The sequence below is a fragment of the Pseudomonas sp. GL-B-12 genome (assembly GCF_019955895.1).
Classification (GTDB): Bacteria; Pseudomonadota; Gammaproteobacteria; order Pseudomonadales; family Pseudomonadaceae; genus Aquipseudomonas.
Genome location: NZ_JAHBCX010000039.1, coordinates 36,616 through 57,579, shown reverse-complemented (window position 1 = coordinate 57,579; position 20,964 = coordinate 36,616). Strand labels below are relative to the sequence as shown.

General features: G+C 62.8%; 19 protein-coding genes. 10 read left to right on the top strand and 9 right to left on the bottom strand.

The window, feature by feature from the left end; all coding sequences use genetic code 11:
* Positions 1-161: 161 nt before the first annotated feature.
* A complete protein-coding gene (locus KGA85_RS21325; RefSeq protein ID WP_046042745.1) occupies positions 162-908 on the top strand; it encodes an SDR family NAD(P)-dependent oxidoreductase in 747 nt (248 codons plus the stop codon).
* A gap of 72 nt (positions 909-980) precedes the next feature.
* The gene (locus KGA85_RS21320; RefSeq protein WP_223457134.1) at positions 981-2,561 is read left to right on the top strand and encodes a FadD3 family acyl-CoA ligase; all 1,581 of its coding nucleotides are present in this window, start codon (positions 981-983) and stop codon (positions 2,559-2,561) included.
* Between the two features lie 264 nt (positions 2,562-2,825).
* On the opposite strand, the gene KGA85_RS21315 is transcribed toward KGA85_RS21320, so the two are convergent.
* Together KGA85_RS21315 and KGA85_RS21310 are read right to left on the bottom strand one after the other, a co-directional pair.
* A complete protein-coding gene (locus tag KGA85_RS21315) occupies positions 2,826-3,704 on the bottom strand; it encodes an SDR family NAD(P)-dependent oxidoreductase (RefSeq protein WP_223457136.1) in 879 nt (292 codons plus the stop codon).
* Positions 3,701-5,443: an FAD-binding protein gene (locus tag KGA85_RS21310; RefSeq protein WP_223457139.1), complete on the bottom strand. Its 1,743-nt coding sequence runs from the start codon at positions 5,441-5,443 to the stop codon at positions 3,701-3,703. The genes KGA85_RS21315 and KGA85_RS21310 overlap by 4 nt, the downstream gene beginning before the upstream one ends.
* 266 nt (positions 5,444-5,709) lie before the next feature.
* On the opposite strand from KGA85_RS21310, the gene KGA85_RS21305 reads away from it, so the two are divergent.
* From KGA85_RS21305 to surE, 3 genes are all read left to right on the top strand, one after another.
* A complete protein-coding gene (locus KGA85_RS21305; RefSeq protein ID WP_317848735.1) occupies positions 5,710-7,287 on the top strand; it encodes a DUF1302 domain-containing protein in 1,578 nt (525 codons plus the stop codon).
* 23 nt (positions 7,288-7,310) lie between these two features.
* Entirely contained in the window at positions 7,311-8,690 is a 1,380-nt protein-coding gene (locus KGA85_RS21300) for a DUF1329 domain-containing protein (protein ID WP_223457143.1), read from the top strand.
* A gap of 78 nt (positions 8,691-8,768) precedes the next feature.
* Positions 8,769-9,746, top strand: coding sequence for a 5'/3'-nucleotidase SurE (surE, locus tag KGA85_RS21295; RefSeq protein WP_223457144.1), 978 nt, complete (start codon positions 8,769-8,771; stop codon positions 9,744-9,746).
* 144 nt (positions 9,747-9,890) lie between these two features.
* Here surE and KGA85_RS21290 read toward each other — a convergent pair whose 3' ends face one another.
* From KGA85_RS21290 to KGA85_RS21280, 3 genes are read right to left on the bottom strand one after another with little or no spacing between them, the layout of a single operon-like run.
* Positions 9,891-11,000, bottom strand: a complete 1,110-nt coding sequence (locus KGA85_RS21290; protein WP_223457146.1) for a 3,4-dihydroxy-2-butanone-4-phosphate synthase — start codon at positions 10,998-11,000, stop codon at positions 9,891-9,893.
* Positions 10,997-11,923: an alpha/beta hydrolase gene (locus KGA85_RS21285; protein ID WP_223533416.1), complete on the bottom strand. Its 927-nt coding sequence runs from the start codon at positions 11,921-11,923 to the stop codon at positions 10,997-10,999. Before KGA85_RS21285 ends, KGA85_RS21290 begins: the two co-directional genes overlap by 4 nt.
* Positions 11,910-12,749 carry an SDR family NAD(P)-dependent oxidoreductase gene (locus KGA85_RS21280; protein ID WP_223457150.1) on the bottom strand — a complete coding sequence of 280 codons (840 nt, stop codon included), beginning with the start codon at positions 12,747-12,749 and terminating at the stop codon, positions 11,910-11,912. Before KGA85_RS21280 ends, KGA85_RS21285 begins: the two co-directional genes overlap by 14 nt.
* A 146-nt stretch (positions 12,750-12,895) precedes the next feature.
* Here KGA85_RS21280 and KGA85_RS21275 point away from each other — a divergent pair, with 146 nt between their 5' ends.
* The 4 genes from KGA85_RS21275 to KGA85_RS21260 all read left to right on the top strand — a co-directional run bounded on the left by KGA85_RS21275 (position 12,896) and on the right by KGA85_RS21260 (position 16,359).
* Entirely contained in the window at positions 12,896-13,939 is a 1,044-nt protein-coding gene (locus KGA85_RS21275; protein WP_223457152.1) for a Rieske 2Fe-2S domain-containing protein, read from the top strand.
* A 136-nt stretch (positions 13,940-14,075) separates the two neighbouring features.
* Entirely contained in the window at positions 14,076-15,206 is a 1,131-nt protein-coding gene (locus KGA85_RS21270) for a helix-turn-helix transcriptional regulator (protein ID WP_095967425.1), read from the top strand.
* Positions 15,207-15,293: 87 nt separating this feature from the next.
* On the top strand, positions 15,294-15,842 hold the full coding sequence (gene nudE / locus KGA85_RS21265; RefSeq protein ID WP_223457154.1) for an ADP compounds hydrolase NudE: 549 nt from the start codon (positions 15,294-15,296) through the stop codon (positions 15,840-15,842).
* A 349-nt stretch (positions 15,843-16,191) separates the two neighbouring features.
* Entirely contained in the window at positions 16,192-16,359 is a 168-nt protein-coding gene (locus KGA85_RS21260; RefSeq protein ID WP_223457156.1) for a hypothetical protein, read from the top strand.
* Between the two features lie 62 nt (positions 16,360-16,421).
* Here the strand turns inward: KGA85_RS21260 and dmpG are convergent, their stop codons facing one another.
* From dmpG to KGA85_RS21240, 4 genes are read right to left on the bottom strand one after another with little or no spacing between them, the layout of a single operon-like run.
* On the bottom strand, positions 16,422-17,456 hold the full coding sequence (dmpG, locus tag KGA85_RS21255; RefSeq protein ID WP_223457158.1) for a 4-hydroxy-2-oxovalerate aldolase: 1,035 nt from the start codon (positions 17,454-17,456) through the stop codon (positions 16,422-16,424).
* A gap of 13 nt (positions 17,457-17,469) precedes the next feature.
* Positions 17,470-18,378, bottom strand: coding sequence for an acetaldehyde dehydrogenase (acetylating) (locus tag KGA85_RS21250; RefSeq protein WP_223457159.1), 909 nt, complete (start codon positions 18,376-18,378; stop codon positions 17,470-17,472).
* Positions 18,379-18,396: 18 nt separating this feature from the next.
* Positions 18,397-19,188, bottom strand: coding sequence for a fumarylacetoacetate hydrolase family protein (locus KGA85_RS21245; RefSeq protein ID WP_223543357.1), 792 nt, complete (start codon positions 19,186-19,188; stop codon positions 18,397-18,399).
* Positions 19,185-20,027, bottom strand: coding sequence for an alpha/beta fold hydrolase (locus KGA85_RS21240; RefSeq protein ID WP_223457169.1), 843 nt, complete (start codon positions 20,025-20,027; stop codon positions 19,185-19,187). Before KGA85_RS21240 ends, KGA85_RS21245 begins: the two co-directional genes overlap by 4 nt.
* 159 nt (positions 20,028-20,186) lie before the next feature.
* Here KGA85_RS21240 and KGA85_RS21235 point away from each other — a divergent pair, with 159 nt between their 5' ends.
* Positions 20,187-20,963, top strand: a complete 777-nt coding sequence (locus KGA85_RS21235; protein WP_223457171.1) for an SDR family oxidoreductase — start codon at positions 20,187-20,189, stop codon at positions 20,961-20,963.
* Position 20,964 lies beyond the last annotated feature (1 nt).

Sequence of the window (20,964 nt, the reverse complement as noted above, 5' to 3'; positions counted from 1 at the left end):
GTGTGTCAACTGCCGCCCCCTTCGCGAGCAAGCCCGCTCCCACAGTTGAAATGTGCACGACGGGGGATCAGTTGCTTAGTCTCATTGGACGATCACCCAGGCCCGGTCTGCGGTTAGACTCGGCCACAGCATTAGCCCACAACAATAAAAGAGGTGCAGTTATGGCTCGTTTGCAGAATAAGGTCGCGGTGGTCACCGGCGGCGCTTCGGGAATCGGTCTGGCCTGCGTGCGCCGTTTCGCCGCCGAAGGCGCGCAAGTGGTCGGGCTGGACATCGGCAGCGCACCGGCAGACTTTCCCGGCCTGTTCATGACCCTGGACGTGCGCGACGAAGCGCAGGTGCAGCAGGTCATGCAAGAAGTCATCAGCCGCTTCGGGCGCATCGACGTACTGGTCAACGCCGCCGGCGTCGCCGACCAGGGCAGCGTGACCCAGACCACCACCGCTAACTGGCAACGGGTGATGGACATCAACCTGACCGGCAGCATGCTCACCAGCAAGTACGCGCTGGAATCGATGGTGTCGCAACGCGGCGGCTCGATCATCAACGTCGGTTCGATCTTCGGCCTGCAAGGCTGCGACGGCAACGTGGCCTACAACGTGTCCAAAGGCGGCATCAACCAGCTGACCCGCTCGATGGCCATCGACTACGGCTACGCCAACGTTCGCGTCAACGGCCTGTGCCCGGGCCTGATCGAAACGCCGATGACCAGCATGGTCCGTGACAATGACGCGTTCCACGCCTTCTTCGCCTCGCAGCACATGCTCAGCCGCTCCGGGCAACCGGAAGAAGTGGCCAACGTCGCGCTGTTCCTGGCCTCGGACGAAGCGTCCTTTGTCAGCGGCCAGATGATTGCCGTGGACGGTGGTTTCTCCGCCGGTCGCCGTTTCGCCCCGCCCGCGCAGTAATTCGCAATCCGGCCGGGCGCCCTGCCCGGCCTACTCCCTTTTTCGTACTTGTCTTCTAACCGGGGAGGCCCCATGCCGCCTGTCGCCACCGCACTGACCATTGCTCAACTGTTCGCCAACGCTGCCCAGGCCTACGGCGACCGCCCGGCCATCGAGGACGCGGGCCACGTCATCAGCTACCGACAACTGGACCAACTTCGCCGCCAGGCTGCCCGCGCGCTACTGGCCCTCGACGTACAGGTCGGGGACCGCGTGGCGATCTGGGCGCCCAACGTGTGGGAATGGATCGTCGCCGCCGGTGCCCTGCAAAGTGTCGGTGCCGCCCTGGTGCCACTCAACACCCGAATGAAGGGTAGCGAGGCCGGCTACATCCTGCGCGAAAGCGGCACCTGCGTGCTGTTTGCCATCGGCGAATTCCTCGGCGCGGACTACCCCGGCATGCTGGCGTCGGAAGACCTGCCTGAGCTGCGCCACATCGTCAGCGTGCGCGGCGCCAATTCGGGAACCCTGGCTTGGGAACGGTTTATGGACCTGGCAGCCGACGTGCCGCACCTGGCCTTGCGCACCCGCGAACAAAGCGTTGGCCCGCAGGCCTTGTCCGACGTGCTGTTTACTTCGGGCACCACCGGCAAACCCAAAGGTGTGATGACCAGCCACGGCCAAAACCTACGCATCGTGCGCGACTGGAGCGATATCGTCGGTTTGCGCGAAAGCGATCGTTACCTGATCGTCAATCCGTTCTTCCACTCCTTCGGCTACAAGGCCGGTTGGCTGGCCGCATTGATGCGTGGCTGCACCCTCCTGCCGCAGCAAGTGTTCGACGTGCAGACCGTGCTCGAATGCGTGCAGCGCTTACGCATCACCGTGCTACCCGGGCCACCCACGTTGTATCAGTCACTGCTGGCCCATCCGCAACGCAACGAATTCGACCTGAGTTCCCTGCGTGTGGCGGTGACCGGGGCGGCGGCGATCCCGGTGGAGATGATCCACCGCATGCGCGACGAACTGGGCTTCGCCACCATCGTCACCGCGTATGGCCTGACGGAAGTCTGCGGTTTCGCCACGATCTGCCGCGCTGGCGACTCCGCGGAACTGGTCGCCAACACCAGCGGCCGGGCGATGCCGGGGGTAGAAGTACGCTGTGTCGGCAACAGCGGTCACAGCCAACCGGCGAACATTCCCGGTGAAGTGCAGATTCGCGGCTACAACCTGATGCAGGGTTATCTCAACAACCCCGAAGCCAGCCAGGAAATTCTCGACGCCGACGGCTGGCTGCACACCGGCGACATCGGCATGCTCGACGAACAGGGTTACCTGCGCATCACCGATCGTCTCAAGGACATGTTCATCACCGGCGGCTTCAATGTGTACCCGGCGGAGATCGAACAGTGCTTGCTGACCTATCCGGGTGTGGCCCAGGCGGCGGTGATCGGTATTCCTGACGAGCGCCTGGGTGAAGTGGCGATGGCGTTCCTGCTGCCCGCGCCGGGTATCGAGATCGAGCAGGCGCGGTTCCTCGCCTGGTGCCGTGAACAGATGGCCAATTACAAGGTTCCGCGCCGGGTGCAGGTGCTGCAGAAGATGCCGATCAATGCGGCGGGGAAAGTGACCAAGAATGTGCTGCGCGAGTGGGCATTGCAGCCAGTCGGTTAAACCACAACCCATGTGGGAGCGAGCCTGCTCGCGAAAGCGGTGTGTCAGTCAACATCAATGTTGGATGTGCCGACGTCTTCGCGAGCAGGCTCGCTCCCACAGTGTTCGAGGGTGTACACAGATTTCGTGTCCGACACTGATCAACTGTGGGAGCGGGCTTGCCCGCGAAGGGGCCATCAGCCTCAACATCAATGTTGACTGACACACCGCTTTCGCGAGCAAGCCCGCGCCCACAGGTATCGTGATTGTCTTACATAAACTGAGTCAGACCACCCGCGCCGGATGCTGCTGGCGCGGGTCGCCGAGCATGGCGCGATGGGACGGCGGCTGGCGGCCTCCGGCTTCGCTGATGCCGTAGCCAGGGGCGATTTCGGCGGTGATCAGGGTCTGCCCGGATAACGCCATCAGCTGCGGATCATTGAGCAAGGCATGGATCACCCGCCCGTTGAATTGCGGGGTTTCGGCGTGGGCCAGAAACGCCTGGTACTGCTCGCCATGCTGCTCGCCGGCAATCCTGGTGCGTTCGGTCAGTTGCGGGCCGAGCCACAGCGACAACGCCGCCACGCCCTGCCCTTCGAAATCGATCGCCATGTCCGCCGCCAGTTTGTCGACTCCAGCCTTTTGCGCGCCGTACGCCGGGCCATGCATGTAGCACCCGGCACCGAACGACGAGGTAAAGCAAATCAGCCCTTGGGCACTGCGCAGCAACAGCGGCGCGGCGTAGAAGCTTGCGATGTAGGCCGAGCGCAGGCCGACGTCGAGAATGCGCACCAGCTCCAGCGGTTTGGCCCAGAACGGCCCTGGTTCGATCAACCGGTCATGGATGAACGCGGCGTTGTTCACCAGCAAATCCAGATGTCCGCACTCTTCTTCTACGCGGGCAAACAGTGCCTGAACCTGCGCGTCATCGGCGTGATCACAGACCACCGCGATACCGCGCCCACCGGCTGCTGTGATTGCGGCGGCGGTGTCCTCCAGCGAGCCATGCAAGGCATGCCCGTACAAATTCGACCCGCCCTGCGTCGGGGCGCGGCCAGTGACATACACGGTCATGCCGGCCGCTCCAAGGGCCAAGGCGATGCCCTGGCCCACACCGCGACTGGCGCCGGTAACGACAGCGATCTGTTGATGTGGGTGATTCATTCGACACTCCCGAACAAGGTTTTCGCCGAAGCGGTTTCGCTCTGGCGCTTGATGTGATTGGCCGCCAGGTAACCGAAGGTCATGGCCGGGCCGATGGTCGAACCGGCACCCGGATAGGTGCGGCCCATCATCGAGGCGGCGCTGTTGCCGATGGCGTACAGGCCGTTGATCGGTTCGCCGTCTTCGTGCAACACGCGGGCGTGCACGTCGGTCAGCAGGCCACCCTTGGTGCCGATGTCGCCGGCGTCGATGCGCACGGCGTAGAACGGCCCCTTGAGCAACGGCGCCAGGCACGGATTGGGTTGCACGTTGGGGTCGCCGTAGTAGCGGTCGAACAGCGATTCGCCCTTGTGGAAATCCTCGTCGACGCCCTGCACGGCCATGCCGTTGAAACGCTGCACGGTGCGCACCAACCCGCCCGCGTCGACGCCGATTTTCGTCGCCAGTTCTTCCAGGCTCGACGCCTTGTGGAAGTAGTCGCGCAGGTGCTCGGGCAATTGCCAGTCGCGCTGGGCATAACCCGGCAGCAAGGCGCCGCACGGGTATTTGCGGCGGAACTCGGCGTCGAACACCATCCAGCACGGCACGCTCGCGGCGCCTTCGCGGTTGTTGGCGTACATTGCGTAAACGATATCGGTGTAGGGCGCAGCTTCGTTGACGAAACGCTCCCCCGCCGCGTTGACCATCACGCACCCCGGCAATGTGCGTTCAACGAACAGCGCACGCTGTTTTTCTTCGCCCTTGACGTAAGTGGTCGGCGCCCACCAGCTGTGTTCCATCAACGCGGTCCGCGCACCGATGGCCTGACCGGCGCGAATGCCGTCGCCGGTATTGTTCGGCGGTGTGGCACTCCAGTTCGCCCGGGACGGCTGCGGCAGGTACTGCTCGCGCATCGCCTGGTTACGCTCGAAACCACCGGCGGCAATGATCACCCCGTAGCGCGCCTTGACGTTAAGCAACTGACCGTTGCGATTGACCCGCGCCCCGCCGACCCGCTCGCCGACCAGCAGCAGCTCTTCCAGCGCACAGTTGAGCCACAGCGACTTGCCGCGATCCTGCAACGAACAGCGCAAGGCACCGATCAAGGCATTGCCCAGGGTCAGGAAACGGTCGCGGCGGGACAAGCGCCGCCCTTCACGATCACGCCAGTAGCGCCACATCACCCGCAGGGTCAGGCGCAACCAGCCGGGGCCGCGGCACAACAACACTTGCGCCTCTTTCATGGTCATCGCCATGCGCCCCATCATCAGGGTGCCGGGAGACGGCGCGCGCATGCGCAAGAACTCTTCACCGAGTTCGGCGGCATCGAACGGTTGCGGATCCATCGAGCGATAGCCCGGTTTTCCGCCCTCGACTTCCGGGTAGTAATCGGCGTAGCGCGGTTGCGCCTCGAAGCGCACGCGGGTGTGTTTTTCCAGGTACTCGACCATCTCCCGGCCGTGCTCGACATAGGCTTCGATGCGCCCGTCGTCGATCTCGCCGTGGGTCACCGCGCGGATGTAGGCAATCGCTTCGGCCGCCGAATCACTGCCGCCTATCGCATTGATCCGGTGGTTATTGGGGATCCAGATTCCGCCGCCGGACACCGCCGAGGTGCCGCCGTACTCGCCGCTCTTTTCGATCAGCAGCGCATTCAGGCCCAGGTCGTGGGCGCGCAGCGCAGCGGTCATGCCCCCGGCTCCCGAGCCAATCACCAACACATCACAGCACTCGTCCCATTTGATCCCGGCAGCGTTCATGCGATCACCCTTGTTCAGCGCCCATCAGGCAGAAACCGCCACCGCCGGATCTTCGCCCGGTGCAGTCGGTCTCGGGATTGTTCGCCGCCCGCGCCGGGTGTTCATCGTCCGATAAGACTAAGGCCAGGCCTGCGGCCGCCCCGTACAAATCGCTTAGTCCGCTTGGACGATGTTGCGCGCAAGTCGTGACTCCATAGTCGCCCACAGCACCAATCACCCCCCTGAATTGCAGGTCGGGCAGGTCTGACCTGGGCCATGAGGACGACATGATAAAAACAATAATCGCCCCACCAACACAGCACCCTCGCACACAGCTTGTTCTATTGATGCTGGCTGGCGGACTTAGCGCTCACGTTAACGCCATGAGCTTTCAGCCAAGCGAAGACTTGAGCATCGACTGGGACACCACACTGACGTACAGCCTCGCCTGGCGGACCGAGTCTCGCGATCACAAATTGACCGCCAACGCTAACGGCAACGACGGCGACAACGCGTTCGACAAAGGCAGCCTGATCAACAACCGCAGCGGCTTTCTCACCGAAGCCAACATCAAGTGGCAGGACGACTACGGCGTGTTTGTCCGGGCGACGGGCTTCTACGACAACGTCTACGATCAGGACAACGACAACACCACCGGTACCTCGAACTGCTTCGCCGGCGGCCATTGCAGCAAGCCCGACCGCTTCTCCCAGGACACCATCGACCAGCACCGCAATGAACTGCGCATGCTCGATTACTACGCCTATGGCACCTGGGACCTGAGCGGCCACGCCTTCAACGCGCGCCTGGGTAACCAGGTGGTGAGCTGGGGTGAGAGCCTGTTCTATCCGGGCATTTCCGCGGCCCAGAGCCCGGTGGACGCGACCAAGGCGACCACCCCCGGCGTCGAGGTCAAGGAAATCCTGCTGCCGGTCGGCCAGCTGTTCACCCAGTTCGCCCTGACCGAAAGCCTGGGTATCCAGGCCTACTACCAATACAAGTGGGAAAAGACCGAGCTGTTCGGCGTGGGCAGCTACTTCTCCACAACCGACTTCATCGACGAGGGCGGCTTCAACGACGCCTCCGGTTTTGTCACCCGTCTGAAGGATGACAAACCGAGCGACAGCGGCCAGTACGGTGTGGCTTTCACCTACGCCGCCGAGTCGCTGAACAACACCGAGTTCGGCCTCTTCTACTCGCGCTATCACGACAAGACGCCGTCGCTGGATTTCGCGACGAACCTTGGCCGCTACCAGGTGCGCTACTTCGACAACATCGACCTGTTCGGCGCGAGCTTCGCCACCGTGCTGGGCGACGTCAGCTGGGCCGGTGAAGTCAGCTACCGCGACGGCACGCCGGTGATGGTCGACAACGGTTTCTCCAGCCCCGTGCGTGGCAAGACCGTGCAAGCGCAAACGTCGATGATCTACGTGCTCGGCCCGACCGCCTTCGCCGACAACACCAGCCTGACCGGCGAGTTGGTCTACAACACCGTGGTCAGCAACGACAGGTCGCAGCCGGTAACCCTGGCGCCGGGCTTCGCGCTGCCGGGAACCGACAGCCTGGTCTATGACCGCGATGCCTGGGGCTACACGGTGCAGGCGAACTTTGACTACAACGACGTGTTCAGCGGATGGGACATGTCGGTTCCCGTCACCTTCAGCGCCGCCGCCCACGGCGACAGCTCGATGGTCGGCTCGATCAACGCCGGCCAGAACGATAACCGCGCCAGCATCGGCAGTTCGTGGCGCTACCTGGGCAACTTCACCGTCGAGGCCCGCTACAACGCCTACCTCGGCAATGCCAACAACAGCCCGTTGGCCGACCGCGACAACGTCGCGCTCAACTTCAAGTACCGGTTCTGATTCCCCTGTCGGAGGAGCACAGCATGTCCAGATTCACCCAAACCTTATTGAGCACGGCGCTGACCGTCGGCCTGCTCGGCAGTGGCCTGGCTTATGCCAAGGTCAGCCCCGAAGAAGCCGCCCGCCTGGGCCAGGACCTGACCCCGATGGGCGCCGAAAAGGCCGGCAATGCCGACGGCAGCATTCCGTCCTGGTCCGGCAAATGGCTCGGCCTGCCGCCAGGCCTCAAGTTTGACGGCCCCGGTACGCCATACCCGGACCCCTATGCAGCGGAAAAACCGTTGTTCGTGATCGACTCGAAGAACATGGACAAGTACGCCGCCAACCTCACCGAAGGCCAGAAAGCGTTGCTCAAACGCTACCCTGACACCTTCAAGATCCCGGTGTACCCGAGCCACCGCGACTTCCGCGTTGACCCGAAACTGGTCGAGGCGGTCAATCACAACGCAGTCAACGCCGAGCTGGCCAACGACAACAACGACACGAAAAACGCCTGGGCCGGTTCGCCGTTCCCGATTCCAAAGAACGGCAGCGAGTTGATGTTCAACCACACCCTCGCCGGCCGTGCCGCCGCCGAAGAGGCCAACTACCGGCAGGCCGTGGTGTACTCCAACAAGGAGCGAGTGCTCGAAGAGGTCAACTATAAGATCTTCTCGATCTGGTCCAACCCGGACAGAACCCTGGAGACATCCAACGGCATCCTCACCAACTTCCTGATCACCACCCTGGAACCGGTGCGCAAGAAAGGCGAAATCGTCGTCGGCCACGAGTTCATCAACCCGACCTCCTCCCCGCGCCAGGCCTGGCAGTACAGCCCCGGTCAACGCCGGGTGCGTCGCGCGCCGACCGTGGGCTATGACTCGCCGACCGGCGCGGGAGGTTTTCGCGTGTACGACGAAGACCGTTTGTTCAACGGTGCACCGGACCGCTACAACTGGACCATCGTCGGCAAAAAGGAAATCTACATTCCTTATCACAACTACAAGATCGACGACCCGAGCGTGAGCACCGATCAGATTCTGGCCACCACCGGCCATATCGATCCGCAGTACATGCGCTATGAAAAACATCGCGTCTGGGTGCTGCAAGCCACCCTCAAGGAAGGTGCCCGCCACGTGTACGCCAAGCGTGTGATGTACCTGGACGAGGACACCTGGGCCGCGACCCTGGCCGACAACTACGACAGTCGCGGTCAACTCTGGCGCACCAACATGCAGACTTCGATCTACGCCTACGAGATGCAGCGCTACCATGCTCGGCTCGGGATCTATCACGACCTGATCGCCGGCTCGTATCTGGTTGACCGGATGCTGATCGATCAGAAACCGGCCAAGCTCAACGCCACCGCCTTCACCGAAGACGAATTCACCCCTGGCAACCTGCGCAAACTCGGTACCCGCTAAACCCGCCGCGCCCCGACCGATTCCTTCGGTCGGGGCGTTGTGCTTTGTAAAATCCGCTCCTCCCACGGAAGACTCCCCATGAACAAACTCCTCACCGGCATCATTGCCATGGCCAGCGTTGGCCTGTCGATGCAAGCCAACGCCCTGAACATCCTGCTGACCAACGACGATGGCTGCCGCGCGCCCGGCATCGATGCGATGTACCGCGCCCTGACCGCTGCCGGGCACAAGGTCACCCTGGTCGGCCCGTTGAACGACAGCAGCGGCATCAGCGCTGCCAGCGTAGTCGTGCCCGGCCAGGCCCTGGCGGTGACCGAACTGGCGCCGGGCAAATTTTGCGTCGGGCCACCGGAGGGCTACACCCCGCCTGCCGGCAAGACCTCTGCCATCGGCACGCCGGTGGATGCGGTGAATGTCGGCCTCGATGTGATCCTCAAGGATTCGCCGCCAGACCTGGTGGTGTCCGGCAGCAATTTCGGCGAAAACGTCGGCCCGCTGACGCAGATGTCCGGCACCCTCAACGCCGCCGTGCGCGCCATGTTCAAGGGGATTCCGGCGGTGGCGGTGTCTACGGCCATCGACATGGACCTGATCATCCGCGACCAGCAGGCCGGCTACCGCAAGACCCTCGGCGCCATGGACGACACGGCGCGCTTTGCCGTGAAGGTCATCGAACAGGCGAGCCTGGCCGGTACAGAAGCCAGACAGGCCTGCGCCAGGAACAAACATCAGTGTGATTTGAACGTGCTCGGCCTGCCGGGTGCCAGCGGTCTGAACCTCAACTACCCGCCCCTGAAACCCGAGGAGGTCAAAGGCGTGAGCTTTGCGCCGATTGGTAATTGGGATCGCGTTAACTTCACCTCACAACGCGGCGCCGATGGCGTGGTCCACGTCAACCTGGCCCCGCCGTCGACACCGACCGAAGCCCAGCAAAAGGCCGATGCCTTTCAACTATGGCAAGGCCACGCGGTGATCACCGTGATCGACGGCAACATGACCGCGCCGGAGGCGGTGCAGGATCAGGCGAAGAAGATGCTGCGTGGAATCAAGCCTTAAGCCAACACGGAACCTGTGGAAAATACAAACATGTGGCGAGGGAGCTTGCTCCCGCTCGGGCGCGAAGCGGCCGTAAGATTTTTACGACTGCTGCGCAGCCGAACGGGAGCAAGCTCCCTCGCCACAGGTGTATGTCAATTCAAGTCACGGTTGAAACGGCACGAATTCCGTCACTTCCAGATCAAACCCGGAAACGGCGGTGTACGGCACCGGCGAACTCATCAGGCGCATTTTGCGCACGTTCTGGTCCCGCAGGATCTGCGCGCCAATGCCCAGGGTCCGTTGCGGAAACTGTGGCGCCCGGTGTTTGCCTCCACTGCGCTGACGCAGTTGTTCGAGCACGCCCTCGGCCGATTCCTTTTGCGCCAGCAGCACCAGCACACCGCTACCGGCCGCCGCGATACTGGCCAGCGAACGTTCCAGGGTCCACTGTTGCGGCCCGCCTTCGCTTTCACAACCCAGTACGTCACGCAACGTCTCGATGCTTTGCACCCGCACCAGCGCCGGTTGCGTGCTGTCGATCCGGCCCTTGACCAGCGCCAGGTGCAACGAGCCCTGGTAGGTGTCCTGATAGGTGGTCACCTGGAACTCGCCGTGACGGGTTTGCAACGGATATTCGCCGCCGCGCTCGATCGTGCCTTCATGCAGGATGCGGTAGTGAATCAGGTCGGCAATGGTGCCGATCCGCAAGCCATGGCGCTGGGCGAATTCATGCAGCTCGGCACCACGGGCCAGTTCGCCGTCCTCGTTGAGAATGCCCACCAGGGTTGCCGCCGGTTGCAGCCCCGCCAGTCGTGTCAGGTCGCAAGCGGCCTCGACATGGCCGGCCCGCTGCATCACGCCACCGGGCAAGGCCTGCACCGGGAAGATATGCCCCGGTTGCACCAGGTCCGTCGGAACGCTGGCCGGGTCGACCGCCACCTGGATCGACCGCGCCCGGTCCGCCGCCGAGATGCCGGTGGACACCCCGGTGGCGGCTTCGATCGAGCGGGTAAAACCCACGCCATGTTGCGCCCGGGAGTTGGGCACCATCAGGTCCAGGCCCAGCGCGCGGCAGCGCTGCTCGGTCAGGGCCAGGCAAATCAGCCCGCGCGCCTGCACCGCCATGAAGGTGACGGCCTCGGCCCCGGCCTGTTCGGCGGCCATCAGCAGCGAGCCTTCGCCGTTGTGTTCGTCGTCGGTGATCACCACCATCCGACCGGCGCCGATGGCCTCGATCAGTTGCGGCACCGTGTTGAAAACCAGGCCGCTCATTTGAGTGCCCCGCGCAAATCGGCGCAAGCTTCTGTCAACGCTTGTGCTGCTGCTTCAACAAACGGCGCCATGCTGATAAAGCCGTGAATCATGCCTTCGTAACGCTGCACGCGCACCGCCACACCGGCTTCGCGCAGGTACTCGGCCAATGCCTCGCCCTCGTCCCGCAGCGGATCGAACCCGGCGGTGAACAATGTGGTCGGCGGCAAGCCTGCCAGGCTCTCGGCGCGCAGTGGCGAGGCCAAAGGATCATCCGCCTGCCCGACGTCTTGCAGATATTGCTGCCAGAACCAGCGCATCATCCCGGCGGAAAGCAGATAGCTCTCGGCAAAGTCTTCGAAGGACTGAGAGTCGCAACCTGCGTCAGTGACCGGATAAAACAGGCACTGATAACTGATCTTCGGCCCCTGGCGTCGTGCCGCCAACTGACTGACCGCCAGCGCCAGATTGCCCCCGGCGCTGTCCCCGGCCACGGCCAGCCGGCTGCCATCGACGCGCAGTTCAGCCGCGTGCTCGACCAGCCAGCAGGTGGCCGCATAACAATCGAGGGGCGCCGCCGGGAACGGGTGTTCCGGGGCCAGTCGGTAGGCAACCGACACCACCACCGCCTCGGTCTGACGGGCCAATGAGCGGCAGAGATTGTCGTGGGTATCGAGATTGCCCATGACAAAGCCGCCGCCATGGAAAAACACCAGCAACGGCAGATTGGGTTCTTCCGATGGCCGGTACAGCCGTGCGTCCAGATCACCGTCCGCGCCAGCCACTTTCAGCTCGCGCACCTCGCTCATCGGCTCGCCGGGAATGGCCGGCAGCAGGTTGTCGGAGAACTGCCGGTATTGAGCCGCATCGACCTGGCTGAAATCGGGTTCCGGGATGTCGCGAAACTGCTGGAGTACTCCAGCGATTTGCTTATCGAGCGGCATGGGCATCGTCCTCTACGTCAGTCATTTGAAACTGCGGATTGGTCTCGCCCAGGATGCTTTGTACCCGGCGCTCAAGGGCCGGTTTGAAACCCTTGTGGGGCAGGATCCAGAAGCGTTTTTGCGCGACGGCGGCGAACACTTGCGCGGCCAGTTCCGCCGGGGTCATGCCCTGGCGAATGGTGCTGTCGAGCAGTTGACTGAAGTCGGATCCGGCGGTGTCCACCACCTGGTTCGACGCCATGATTTCACTGGCCACCGGCCCCGGGCACAGCACCGAAACCGACACCGGCGCACCGATCATGGCGAGTTCGTAATGCAGGGTTTCCGAGAGCGCGACCACCGCCTGCTTGGTCACGTTGTACGGCGCCATCAGCGGGCTGCTGACCAGCCCGGCAAGGGACGCCGTGTTGATCACGTGGGCGGCCCGGCCCTGGCTGAGCAACAGCGGCACAAAGGTGCGAATGCCGTTGATCACGCCATTGAGGTTGACGTCGAGCATGCGCTGCCATTGCGCCTCGGTGATTTCCCAGCTGAAGCCGGTTTGCATCACGCCGGCGTTGTTGAACAGCAGGTCGACCCCGCCAAAGTGCTCGACAGCCCGGTCACGCAAGCGCTCGACCTGCTTCACATCACCGACATCGGTGACGCAGGCAATCGCTTGCGCACCGCTGGCCTTCAATTCGTCGCACAGGGCTTGCAGGCCCGCTGCATCCCGATCCGCCAGCACCAGGCGCATGCCCAGCGTCGCCGCGTGTTCGGCCAGGCCACGACCAATACCACTGGCGGCCCCGGTAATCACCGCTACCGGCCCTTGTTCATTACTCATCGCCAACTCCTGCCATGGGTCCAATGGCGCCAGTAGAGCGGGCCTACTTGAAGCAGCCATCGTCCATTCAGACGATGCCCGCTTTTACAGGGGCGGCAGAATCCGTTACATGCGCCAAACCCGTGATCCCTTGGGAGAATAATAAGATGAGTACCCTGCACCGCATCGAAGCCAAACTGCTGGAAGACCGCTACGCCCGCGGCTGGCATTGCCTGGGCCTGGCCGCGCAATACCGCGACGGCAAGGCCCACCGCCTGGAGGTGTTCGGCACCCGCTTGGTGGCGTTCCAGGGTGAAGACGGCGAACTGCATATTCTTGATGGCTACTGCCCGCACATGGGCGCCGACCTGAGCACCGGTTGCGTTGAAGGCAACTCGATCCGCTGCCCGTTCCACGCCTGGCGTTGGGGCGCCGATGGCGTGTGCGATGACATTCCTTATGCCAAGCGCATTCCGCCACGGGCCAAGATCAAGAGCTGGCCGATCATGGAAGAGAACCAGCTGCTGTTCGTCTGGAATGACCCTGAAGGCAACCCGCCGCTGCCGGAACAACGCATTCCGCGCATCGACGCCTGCTACAGCGACGAATGGGCTGCATGGGAAGTCGCCGAATTGCAGATTGGTACCAACTGCCGCGAACTGATCGACAACATCGCCGATATGGCGCACTTCGGTACTGTGCACGGCGCGCCGGTCGAAGAGTTCATCAATATTTTCCAGGGCCACCTGGCCACCCAGATCATGCGCGCCCGCAGTGAGCGTCTGTCCGGTGACAGCGTGTTGACCACCGAAGCCACCTATTTCGGCCCGGCCTATCAGATCACCGAAATGAACGGCGCCATGAACGGCCAGCCGATCCACTCGATCCTGCTCAACTGCCACGTGCCGATCGACCTGGACAGCTTCACCCTGCGCTACGGCGTGCTGGTGAAGAAGATCCCGGGGCTCAGCGAAGAGCAGAACCAGGCGATGGCCAAGGCCTACGTGGCGCAGGCGCAGGCAGCCTTCTACGAAGACGTGGCCATCTGGCACAGCAAGACCCGCGTCGACAACCCGCTGCTGTGTGACGGCGACGGTCCGGTCTATCAGTTGCGTCGTTGGTACGAGCAGTTCTACACCGATGTGGAAGCGCTGTCGGCCGACGTTGCCGAACACAAGAAGTTTGTCGTGCGCGCCAGCGAACGGGTCTGACGTCAGCGACTTTTCGCCCGCCCCGGGCCTGACCGGCAGCCGCCTGTCAGGCCCTGAGCCCAAGCGTTGCAAGGAGTCGATACCGGCGCTTATTCTCGGCCACCGCCAATGCTAATAATAAAAACGGTTTTTCCCCATGCAGCAGAGCCTCAGCCTCGATACGTTCAGTGATTTGATCGGCAACCTCTATCAGGGTCCGCTGGAAACCATTCCCTGGGCGACTTTTCTCAATCAGCTCAATGTGCATCTGAACAGCAAGTACGTGACCTTCATCCTGCGTCCGCCCAGCGCCCACGTGGATGGCCTGATGGTCAACACCACCGGCACTTCGACCGAGGCGACCGCGTCGTACAACAAACACTTCTTCAGCTTGGATCCGTTTGTCGACCTGCCCAACCGCCAGGTCGTGACCCTCGCCGAGTTCGTTTCCAACGACGACTGGCAGAATTCCGAGTTCTACAAGAACTTCCTTGAACCGGTGGACGTGTTCCACATCCTCGGTGCCGACATCAACACCGTCGACGGCGCCCAGTGCCGCATTCGCATCAGCCGCGGGCGTGACGACAAGCCTTTCGGCAATGAAGAAAAGGCCATGCTCACGCATTTCATTCCGCACCTGGAACGTTCGATCAAGATCCACATGCAACTCAACCGCATCGAAGCCGAGCGCAATCTGTACGCCGGCGCGGTGAACCAAATGGCGGTCGGCACGATCATCCTCGACGAATCCGGCAAGGTGTTGCAGACCAACCAGGTCGCCGACCGGCTGATCCAGGAAAAGGACGGCATCAAACTGGTCAACGATGGCCTGCAGGTCGGTACGGCCCGGGACACCCAGGAGTTCCGCCGACTGGTCAAGCAGTCGCTGCTGTCGCAAAAGAGCAGCAACCCGTCGGTGGTCGAAGCCCTGCGCGTGCAGCGTCCGTCCGGCAAAGCGGACCTGGGGATCATCGTGCGCTCGGTACCATTGACCGACTGGAGCGAAGGCAAGCAGTGCCCGACCGTGGTGATTTTCATCAGCGACCCGGAGCAGCAATCCACCGCACCACAGGAAATCGTTCGCGCGCTGTTCGACTTCACCCCCGCGGAAACCCAGCTGGCGATGTTGCTGGCCAACGGCTTGACCCTCGACGAAGCGTCGGAAGAGCTGGGCATCAGCCGCAACACCTCGCGGGCACACCTGCGTTCGACCTTCTCCAAGACCGGCGTGACCCGCCAGACCATGCTGGTGCGCCTGATCCTGCGCAGCGTGGCGACCCTCGGTTAACCCTCATTGCCGCCCTCGTCCGCTCGGACGATGGCGGCTCCCGTTGTACAGCGCACAGTGTCTTTATCCCAAACAGGGGACTGCCCCATGCGCAACTGCCCAACCATCCTCAAGACTGAATTGCTGGCGCAAAGCGGCCACTTTCAGATCGAAGCCCTGCACCTGCAATTCAGCAACGGCCAGCAGCGGGTCTACGAACGCCTGCGCGGCACCGGTTATCGCTCGGTGATGCTGGTGGCGATGCCCGATCCAGAGCATGTGCTGCTGGTGCGCGAGTACGCGGTCGGAGTGGAGAAAACCATTCTTGGCTTGCCCAAGGGCGGCGCCGAGCCCGATGAAGACTATTTGCAGGCGGCGCAGCGTGAGCTGAGTGAAGAAGTCGGAATGCGCGCAGCACGTCTCACTGAACTGGGCGAGCTGACCTTGGCACCGGGACACCTGTGCCACCGTTACCGGGTGGTACTGGCCGAACAACTGAGCCCCTGCCAACTTGAAGGCGACGAACCCGAACCCCTGGAATGCCTGCGTGTACCCCTGGCGCAGATCCCCGAACTGGTGGCCCGCGGCGACCTCCATGAAGCCCGGGCCATTGCGGCGCTGTTCATGGCCATGGGCGCCCTCGCCCGCCGCACCTGACACAACACTAAAAACTGTGGGAGCGGGCTTGCTCGCGAAGAGGCCAGCACATCCAACTTCTACATCGCCTGACCCACCGCCTTCGCGAGCAAGCCCGCTCCCACAGGGAATCACCGCCAGACACAGATCCCGGAAACGCCAAATCATCTTGTGGGAGCGGGCTTGCTCGCGAAGAGGCCGGCACATCCAACATCCATGTCGCCTGACACTCCGCCATCGCGAGCAAGCTTGCTCCCACAGGGGATTGCAGCGCTTTCAAGTCATCACCTAGTCCATTCGGACGAAGTCACGCTCCGCACGCCGTCATACCGTATCGCTACAACAACAAAAATCCGTATCGAGGCTCGCCATGCGAAAAGCCACCTGCGCCCTGTTCATCGTCGTCTGTGCCGGCAGCACCGCCAGCCTGTGTGAATTGTTCAAGAACGAAGCCTACCGACCGACCACGGCTTACTTCAGCTGTGCGAGCACGGCCATCAACTGTTATCCGCCGCTGGTGCGCAACCTGCTGCCTTGAACACGGTTTCCACCGGCCATAAAAAAACCACCGATTCGGTGGTTCTTTCGTTGCCTCAATAATCAGGTAGGCAGTACACCCCTGGCCCGCGACAGGGTCAGCGCCAGGTCTTCGATCATGTCTTCCTGACCACCCACGGTGCCGCGTCGGCCCAGCTCCACCAGCAGCTCACGGGCAGCAATTCCGTACTTCTGCTCGGCACGCTTGGCGAACAGCAGGAACGAGCTGTAGACCCCGGCGTAACCCAAGGTCAGCGCATCGCGGTCGAGGCGGATCGGCTGGTCCATCATCGGCACCACCAGGTCTTCGGCCACGTCCATGATCTTGTACAAGTCCACGCCACTGTTAACACCCATCCGCTCCAGCACCGCGACGAACACTTCCAGCGGCGTATTGCCCGCCCCCGCGCCAAGACCCGCAACGGAGCCGTCGATGCGCGCAGCACCGGCCTCGATCGCGGCCAGGGAGTTGGCGATGGCCATGCCCATGTTGTGGTGGCCGTGGAAACCGACTTCGGTCCCGGCGTTCAGGCCGGCACGCAGGGCCCCGATCTTTTGCGTCACTTCATCGGGCAGCATGTAGCCGGCCGAGTCGGTGCAGTAGATGCAGTTGGCGCCGTAGCTCTCCATCAGCCGCGCCTGCTCCAGCAGCTTCTCCGGGCTGACCATGTGCGCCATCATCAGGAAGCCGACGGTGTCCAGGCCCATCTTCGCCGACATGCCGATGTGCTGGCCGGAAACGTCCGCTTCGGTGCAGTGGGTGGCAACTCGAATGGTCGATACGCCATATTCGTGGGCCATCTTCAGGTGGTCGAGGGTGCCGATCCCCGGCAACAACAGGGCCGAAACCCTGGCCTGTTTCATCTGAGGAATCACCGCAGCGAAGTACTCCTCGTCGCTGTGGGCCGGGAAACCGTAGTTCAGCGAAGCACCGCCCAGGCCATCGCCGTGGGTGATTTCGATCAGCGGCACACCGGCCGCATCGAGGCCGGTGGCCACCGAGACCATTTGTTCAATGCTGATCTGGTGCTGTTTGGCGTGCATGCCGTCGCGCAGGCTCATGTCATGCAGACGGACGCTCTTACCTTGCAAATTCATAGAGATTCTCCACTCAACGGGCAGGCAGTTGCAGGGTGCCCTTGTGGGCTTCTTCGGCGAACATCTCGGCCGTGCGCAAACCGGCGGCAGTCATGATGTCGAGGTTGCCGGCCGACTTGGGCAGGAAATCGCCGAGGCCTTCGACCTCGATGAAAATCGACACCTTGCGTCCGTCGAACACCGGCCCGTTGATCAGCTTGTAGCCGGGCACATAGCGCTGCACTTCGCGGACCATCTCCAGCACCGAGGTGCGGATCGCGTCCTGGTTCGGCTCGTCATCGGTCAGGCAGTGGATGGTGTCGCGCATCATCAACGGCGGCTCGGCCGGGTTGATCACGATGATGGCCTTGCCGCGTCGGGCGCCGCCGATCTTCTCCACCGCACCGGCCGTGGTACGGGTGAATTCGTCGATGTTCTGCCGCGTACCCGGGCCGACCGAACCGGAGGACACCGTCGCGACGATTTCGCCGTAGCTCACCGCTTGCACCCGCGACACCGCCGCCACCATCGGGATGGTTGCCTGGCCACCGCAAGTGACCATGTTGACGTTCATCGCCAACTTCGCGGCGTGCTCCTTGAGGTTGACCGGCGGCACGCAGAACGGGCCGATGGCCGCTGGCGTGAGGTCGATCATGATCACACCCAGTTCGTTGAGCTTGCGGCTGTTTTCCGCATGCACGTAGGCCGAGGTGGCATCGAAAGCGATGCGAATGTCATCGTCGAGGACGTGGGGTAACAAGCCGTCGACACCACCGGCGGTGGTTTTGATGCCCATTTCCCGAGCACGTTTCAGGCCCTCGGATTCTGGGTCGACACCCACCATCCACACCGGCTCGATCCATTCCGATCGGCACATTTTCATCAGCAGATCGGTGCCGATGTTGCCCGGGCCGATAATGGCCGCTCTGAGTTTTTTGCTCATTGGGTCAAACTCCAAAAGTCAGGCGCAGAAAGACACCCGGGCACTGCCCAGGCCATCAATGGTCAGAGAAAAACAGTCGCCGGCACGGGCCGGTTCCAGTGGCACCAGCGAGCCGGACAGGATGATTTCCCCGGCCTTGAACGGAATGCCGAAGGCGCCCAGGGTGTTGGCCAGCCAGGCCACGGCGGTCAGCGGATTGCCCTGCACCGCCGAGCCCAGGCCTTCGCTCAGGGGCTCACCATTCTTGAACACACGCATGCGCAAGTTGGGCAAGTCCAGTTCACGGGGATCGACCTTGCTGTCGCCCAGCACGAACACGCCGCAAGAGGCGTTGTCGGCCACGGTGTCCTGGATGCGGATGCGCCAGTCGTGAATCCGCGAGTCAACGATCTCGAAGCACGGCATCACGTATTCGGTGGCGGCCAGCACGTCGGCTTCAGTGATGCTGGGGCCGACCAGATCATGCTTGAGCTTGAAGGCGATCTCGCCTTCGGCACGAGGCTGGATCAGCTTGTTGGCGGACAGGGAAATCCGGGCATCGTCATCGAACGACATCTGCCGCGTGATGAAGCCGAAATCCGGCTGATGCACGTTGAGCATCTGTTGCACCGCCGCCGAGGTCACACCGATTTTCTTGCCGACGATCTGGTCACCGGCCGCCACCCGACGCTCAATGGCGTACAGAGAAATGTGATAGGCGTCTTCGATGCTGATCGACGGCCAACGCTCGGTCAGCGGCGCCAGGGTGGAGCCGCTGAGCAGCGCCTGATAAAGCTCTTCGCCGAACTCACGGCGTAATTGCACGCTCATCCGCGGGCCTCCTGAAGAAACGCCAGGCACTGGCGGTTGAACAGATCACGATGCTCGACCTGAACCCAATGCCCGCACTCGCTGAGCATCACGAAACGGATGCCGGAGCAGTTTTCCAGCATGGTCTGGGCACCGGAGGACGGGCAGAACTTGTCGTTCATGCCCCAGAAACCGAGGATCGGGCACTGCAATTCGCCCAGGCGCGACGTCATGTTCGGCACCTGCATGGTCGACAGCACGCACACCGGCTGCTGTTGCACCACGGCCACGCGCTCGTTGACCGTTTCGTCGCTGATCAGGCTTTCATCGAACAGTTGCAGGGCCAGCAGGCGACGCATGCCCGCTGCGTCGTTCAGTTCACCTTTGGCGAAGGCCGCGCCCATTTTCTGGATGCCTTCCATCTGCAGGTAATACTGTTCTTTTTCCATCAGGCCACCGGGCGCCATCAGCACCAGACGGCTGACACGCTGTGGTTGGTCGAGGGCCAGTTTGATCGCGATCGCGCCGCCCAGAGAGTTGCCGACCAGCACGCAGCGCTGGATGTCGAGGGCATCGAGCAAACCGCTCAACGCTGCGACAAAGAAGTCCAGGGTGTAGAGGGTGTCGGGTTTGTCCGAAGCGCCGTAGCCCGGCAAGTCGGGAACGATCACCCGGTAACCGGCTTCGGCGAACACCGGGTAGTTCTGCTTGAAATTGCTGTGACCGCTGGCGCCCGGCCCGCTGCCATGGATGAAAATCACCGGCTCGCCGTTGCCGGTGTCTTGCCCGCCGATGTCTTTGTAGTGCAGCTGCAAACCATCCGGCAGCGTAACGAAGTGCCCTTGCGCTGAAGCGCCCATAAGGTGTCCTCCCGGCCTGTTGTTGTAGCCGGATTATTCCGAGGGGCCGGGTGGTCAACATCGTCCGACAAGACTACCTAGTCCCTTTGGACGTTGGCCTGCGCAAGGCTGCGGACCTAGCATCGACGGCATTCCCGAGCGACAAAAAAGAGAATTCCCATGCTTGATCCGATGGACTTTCGCGGCAAAGTGGTACTGGTCACCGGCGGTGGCAAAGGCGTGGGGCGCGGCATCAGCCAGCGCTTCCTCGACTGCGGCGCCGAAGTGGTGATTTGCGGTCGCGAAGCCCCGCCAACCCTGCCGGCCAGCGGCGGACGCGAGGCGCTGTTCGTGCCCTGCGACCTGCGGGACGTCGAGCAGTCCGGGCGCTTGATCACGCAAATCGTCGAGCGCTTCGGTCGCCTCGATGTGCTGGTCAACAACGCCGGCGGTTCGCCGAACGCCGACGCGGCCACGGCTTCGCCGCGCTTCAGCGAAGCGATCATTCGCCTGAACCTGATTGCACCGCTGAACCTCTGCCAGCAGGCCAACCAGGTGATGCAGGCCCAGGCCGATGGCGGGGCGATCATCAACATCTGCAGCGTCAGCGCCACCCGCCCTTCCCCCGGCACCGCCGCTTATGGCGCGGCCAAGGCCGGCCTGCTGAACCTGACCACCTCGCTGGCGGTGGAATGGGCGCCGAAGGTGCGGGTCAACGCCGTCACCGCCGGGCTGATTCTCACCGAACAGGCGGCCATGCATTATGGTGACGACGCGGGCATTGCCCGGGTGGCGGCGACCATTCCGCTGCAACGTCTGGCGACTCCGCAAGACATTGGCGACACCTGCCTGTACCTGGCCTCGAAGCTGGCCCGTTACGTCAGCGGCGCGGATATCGCGGTGCATGGCGCGGGTGAACGCCCGGCGTTTCTCGACGCGGCCCAATCCCATTCATAAG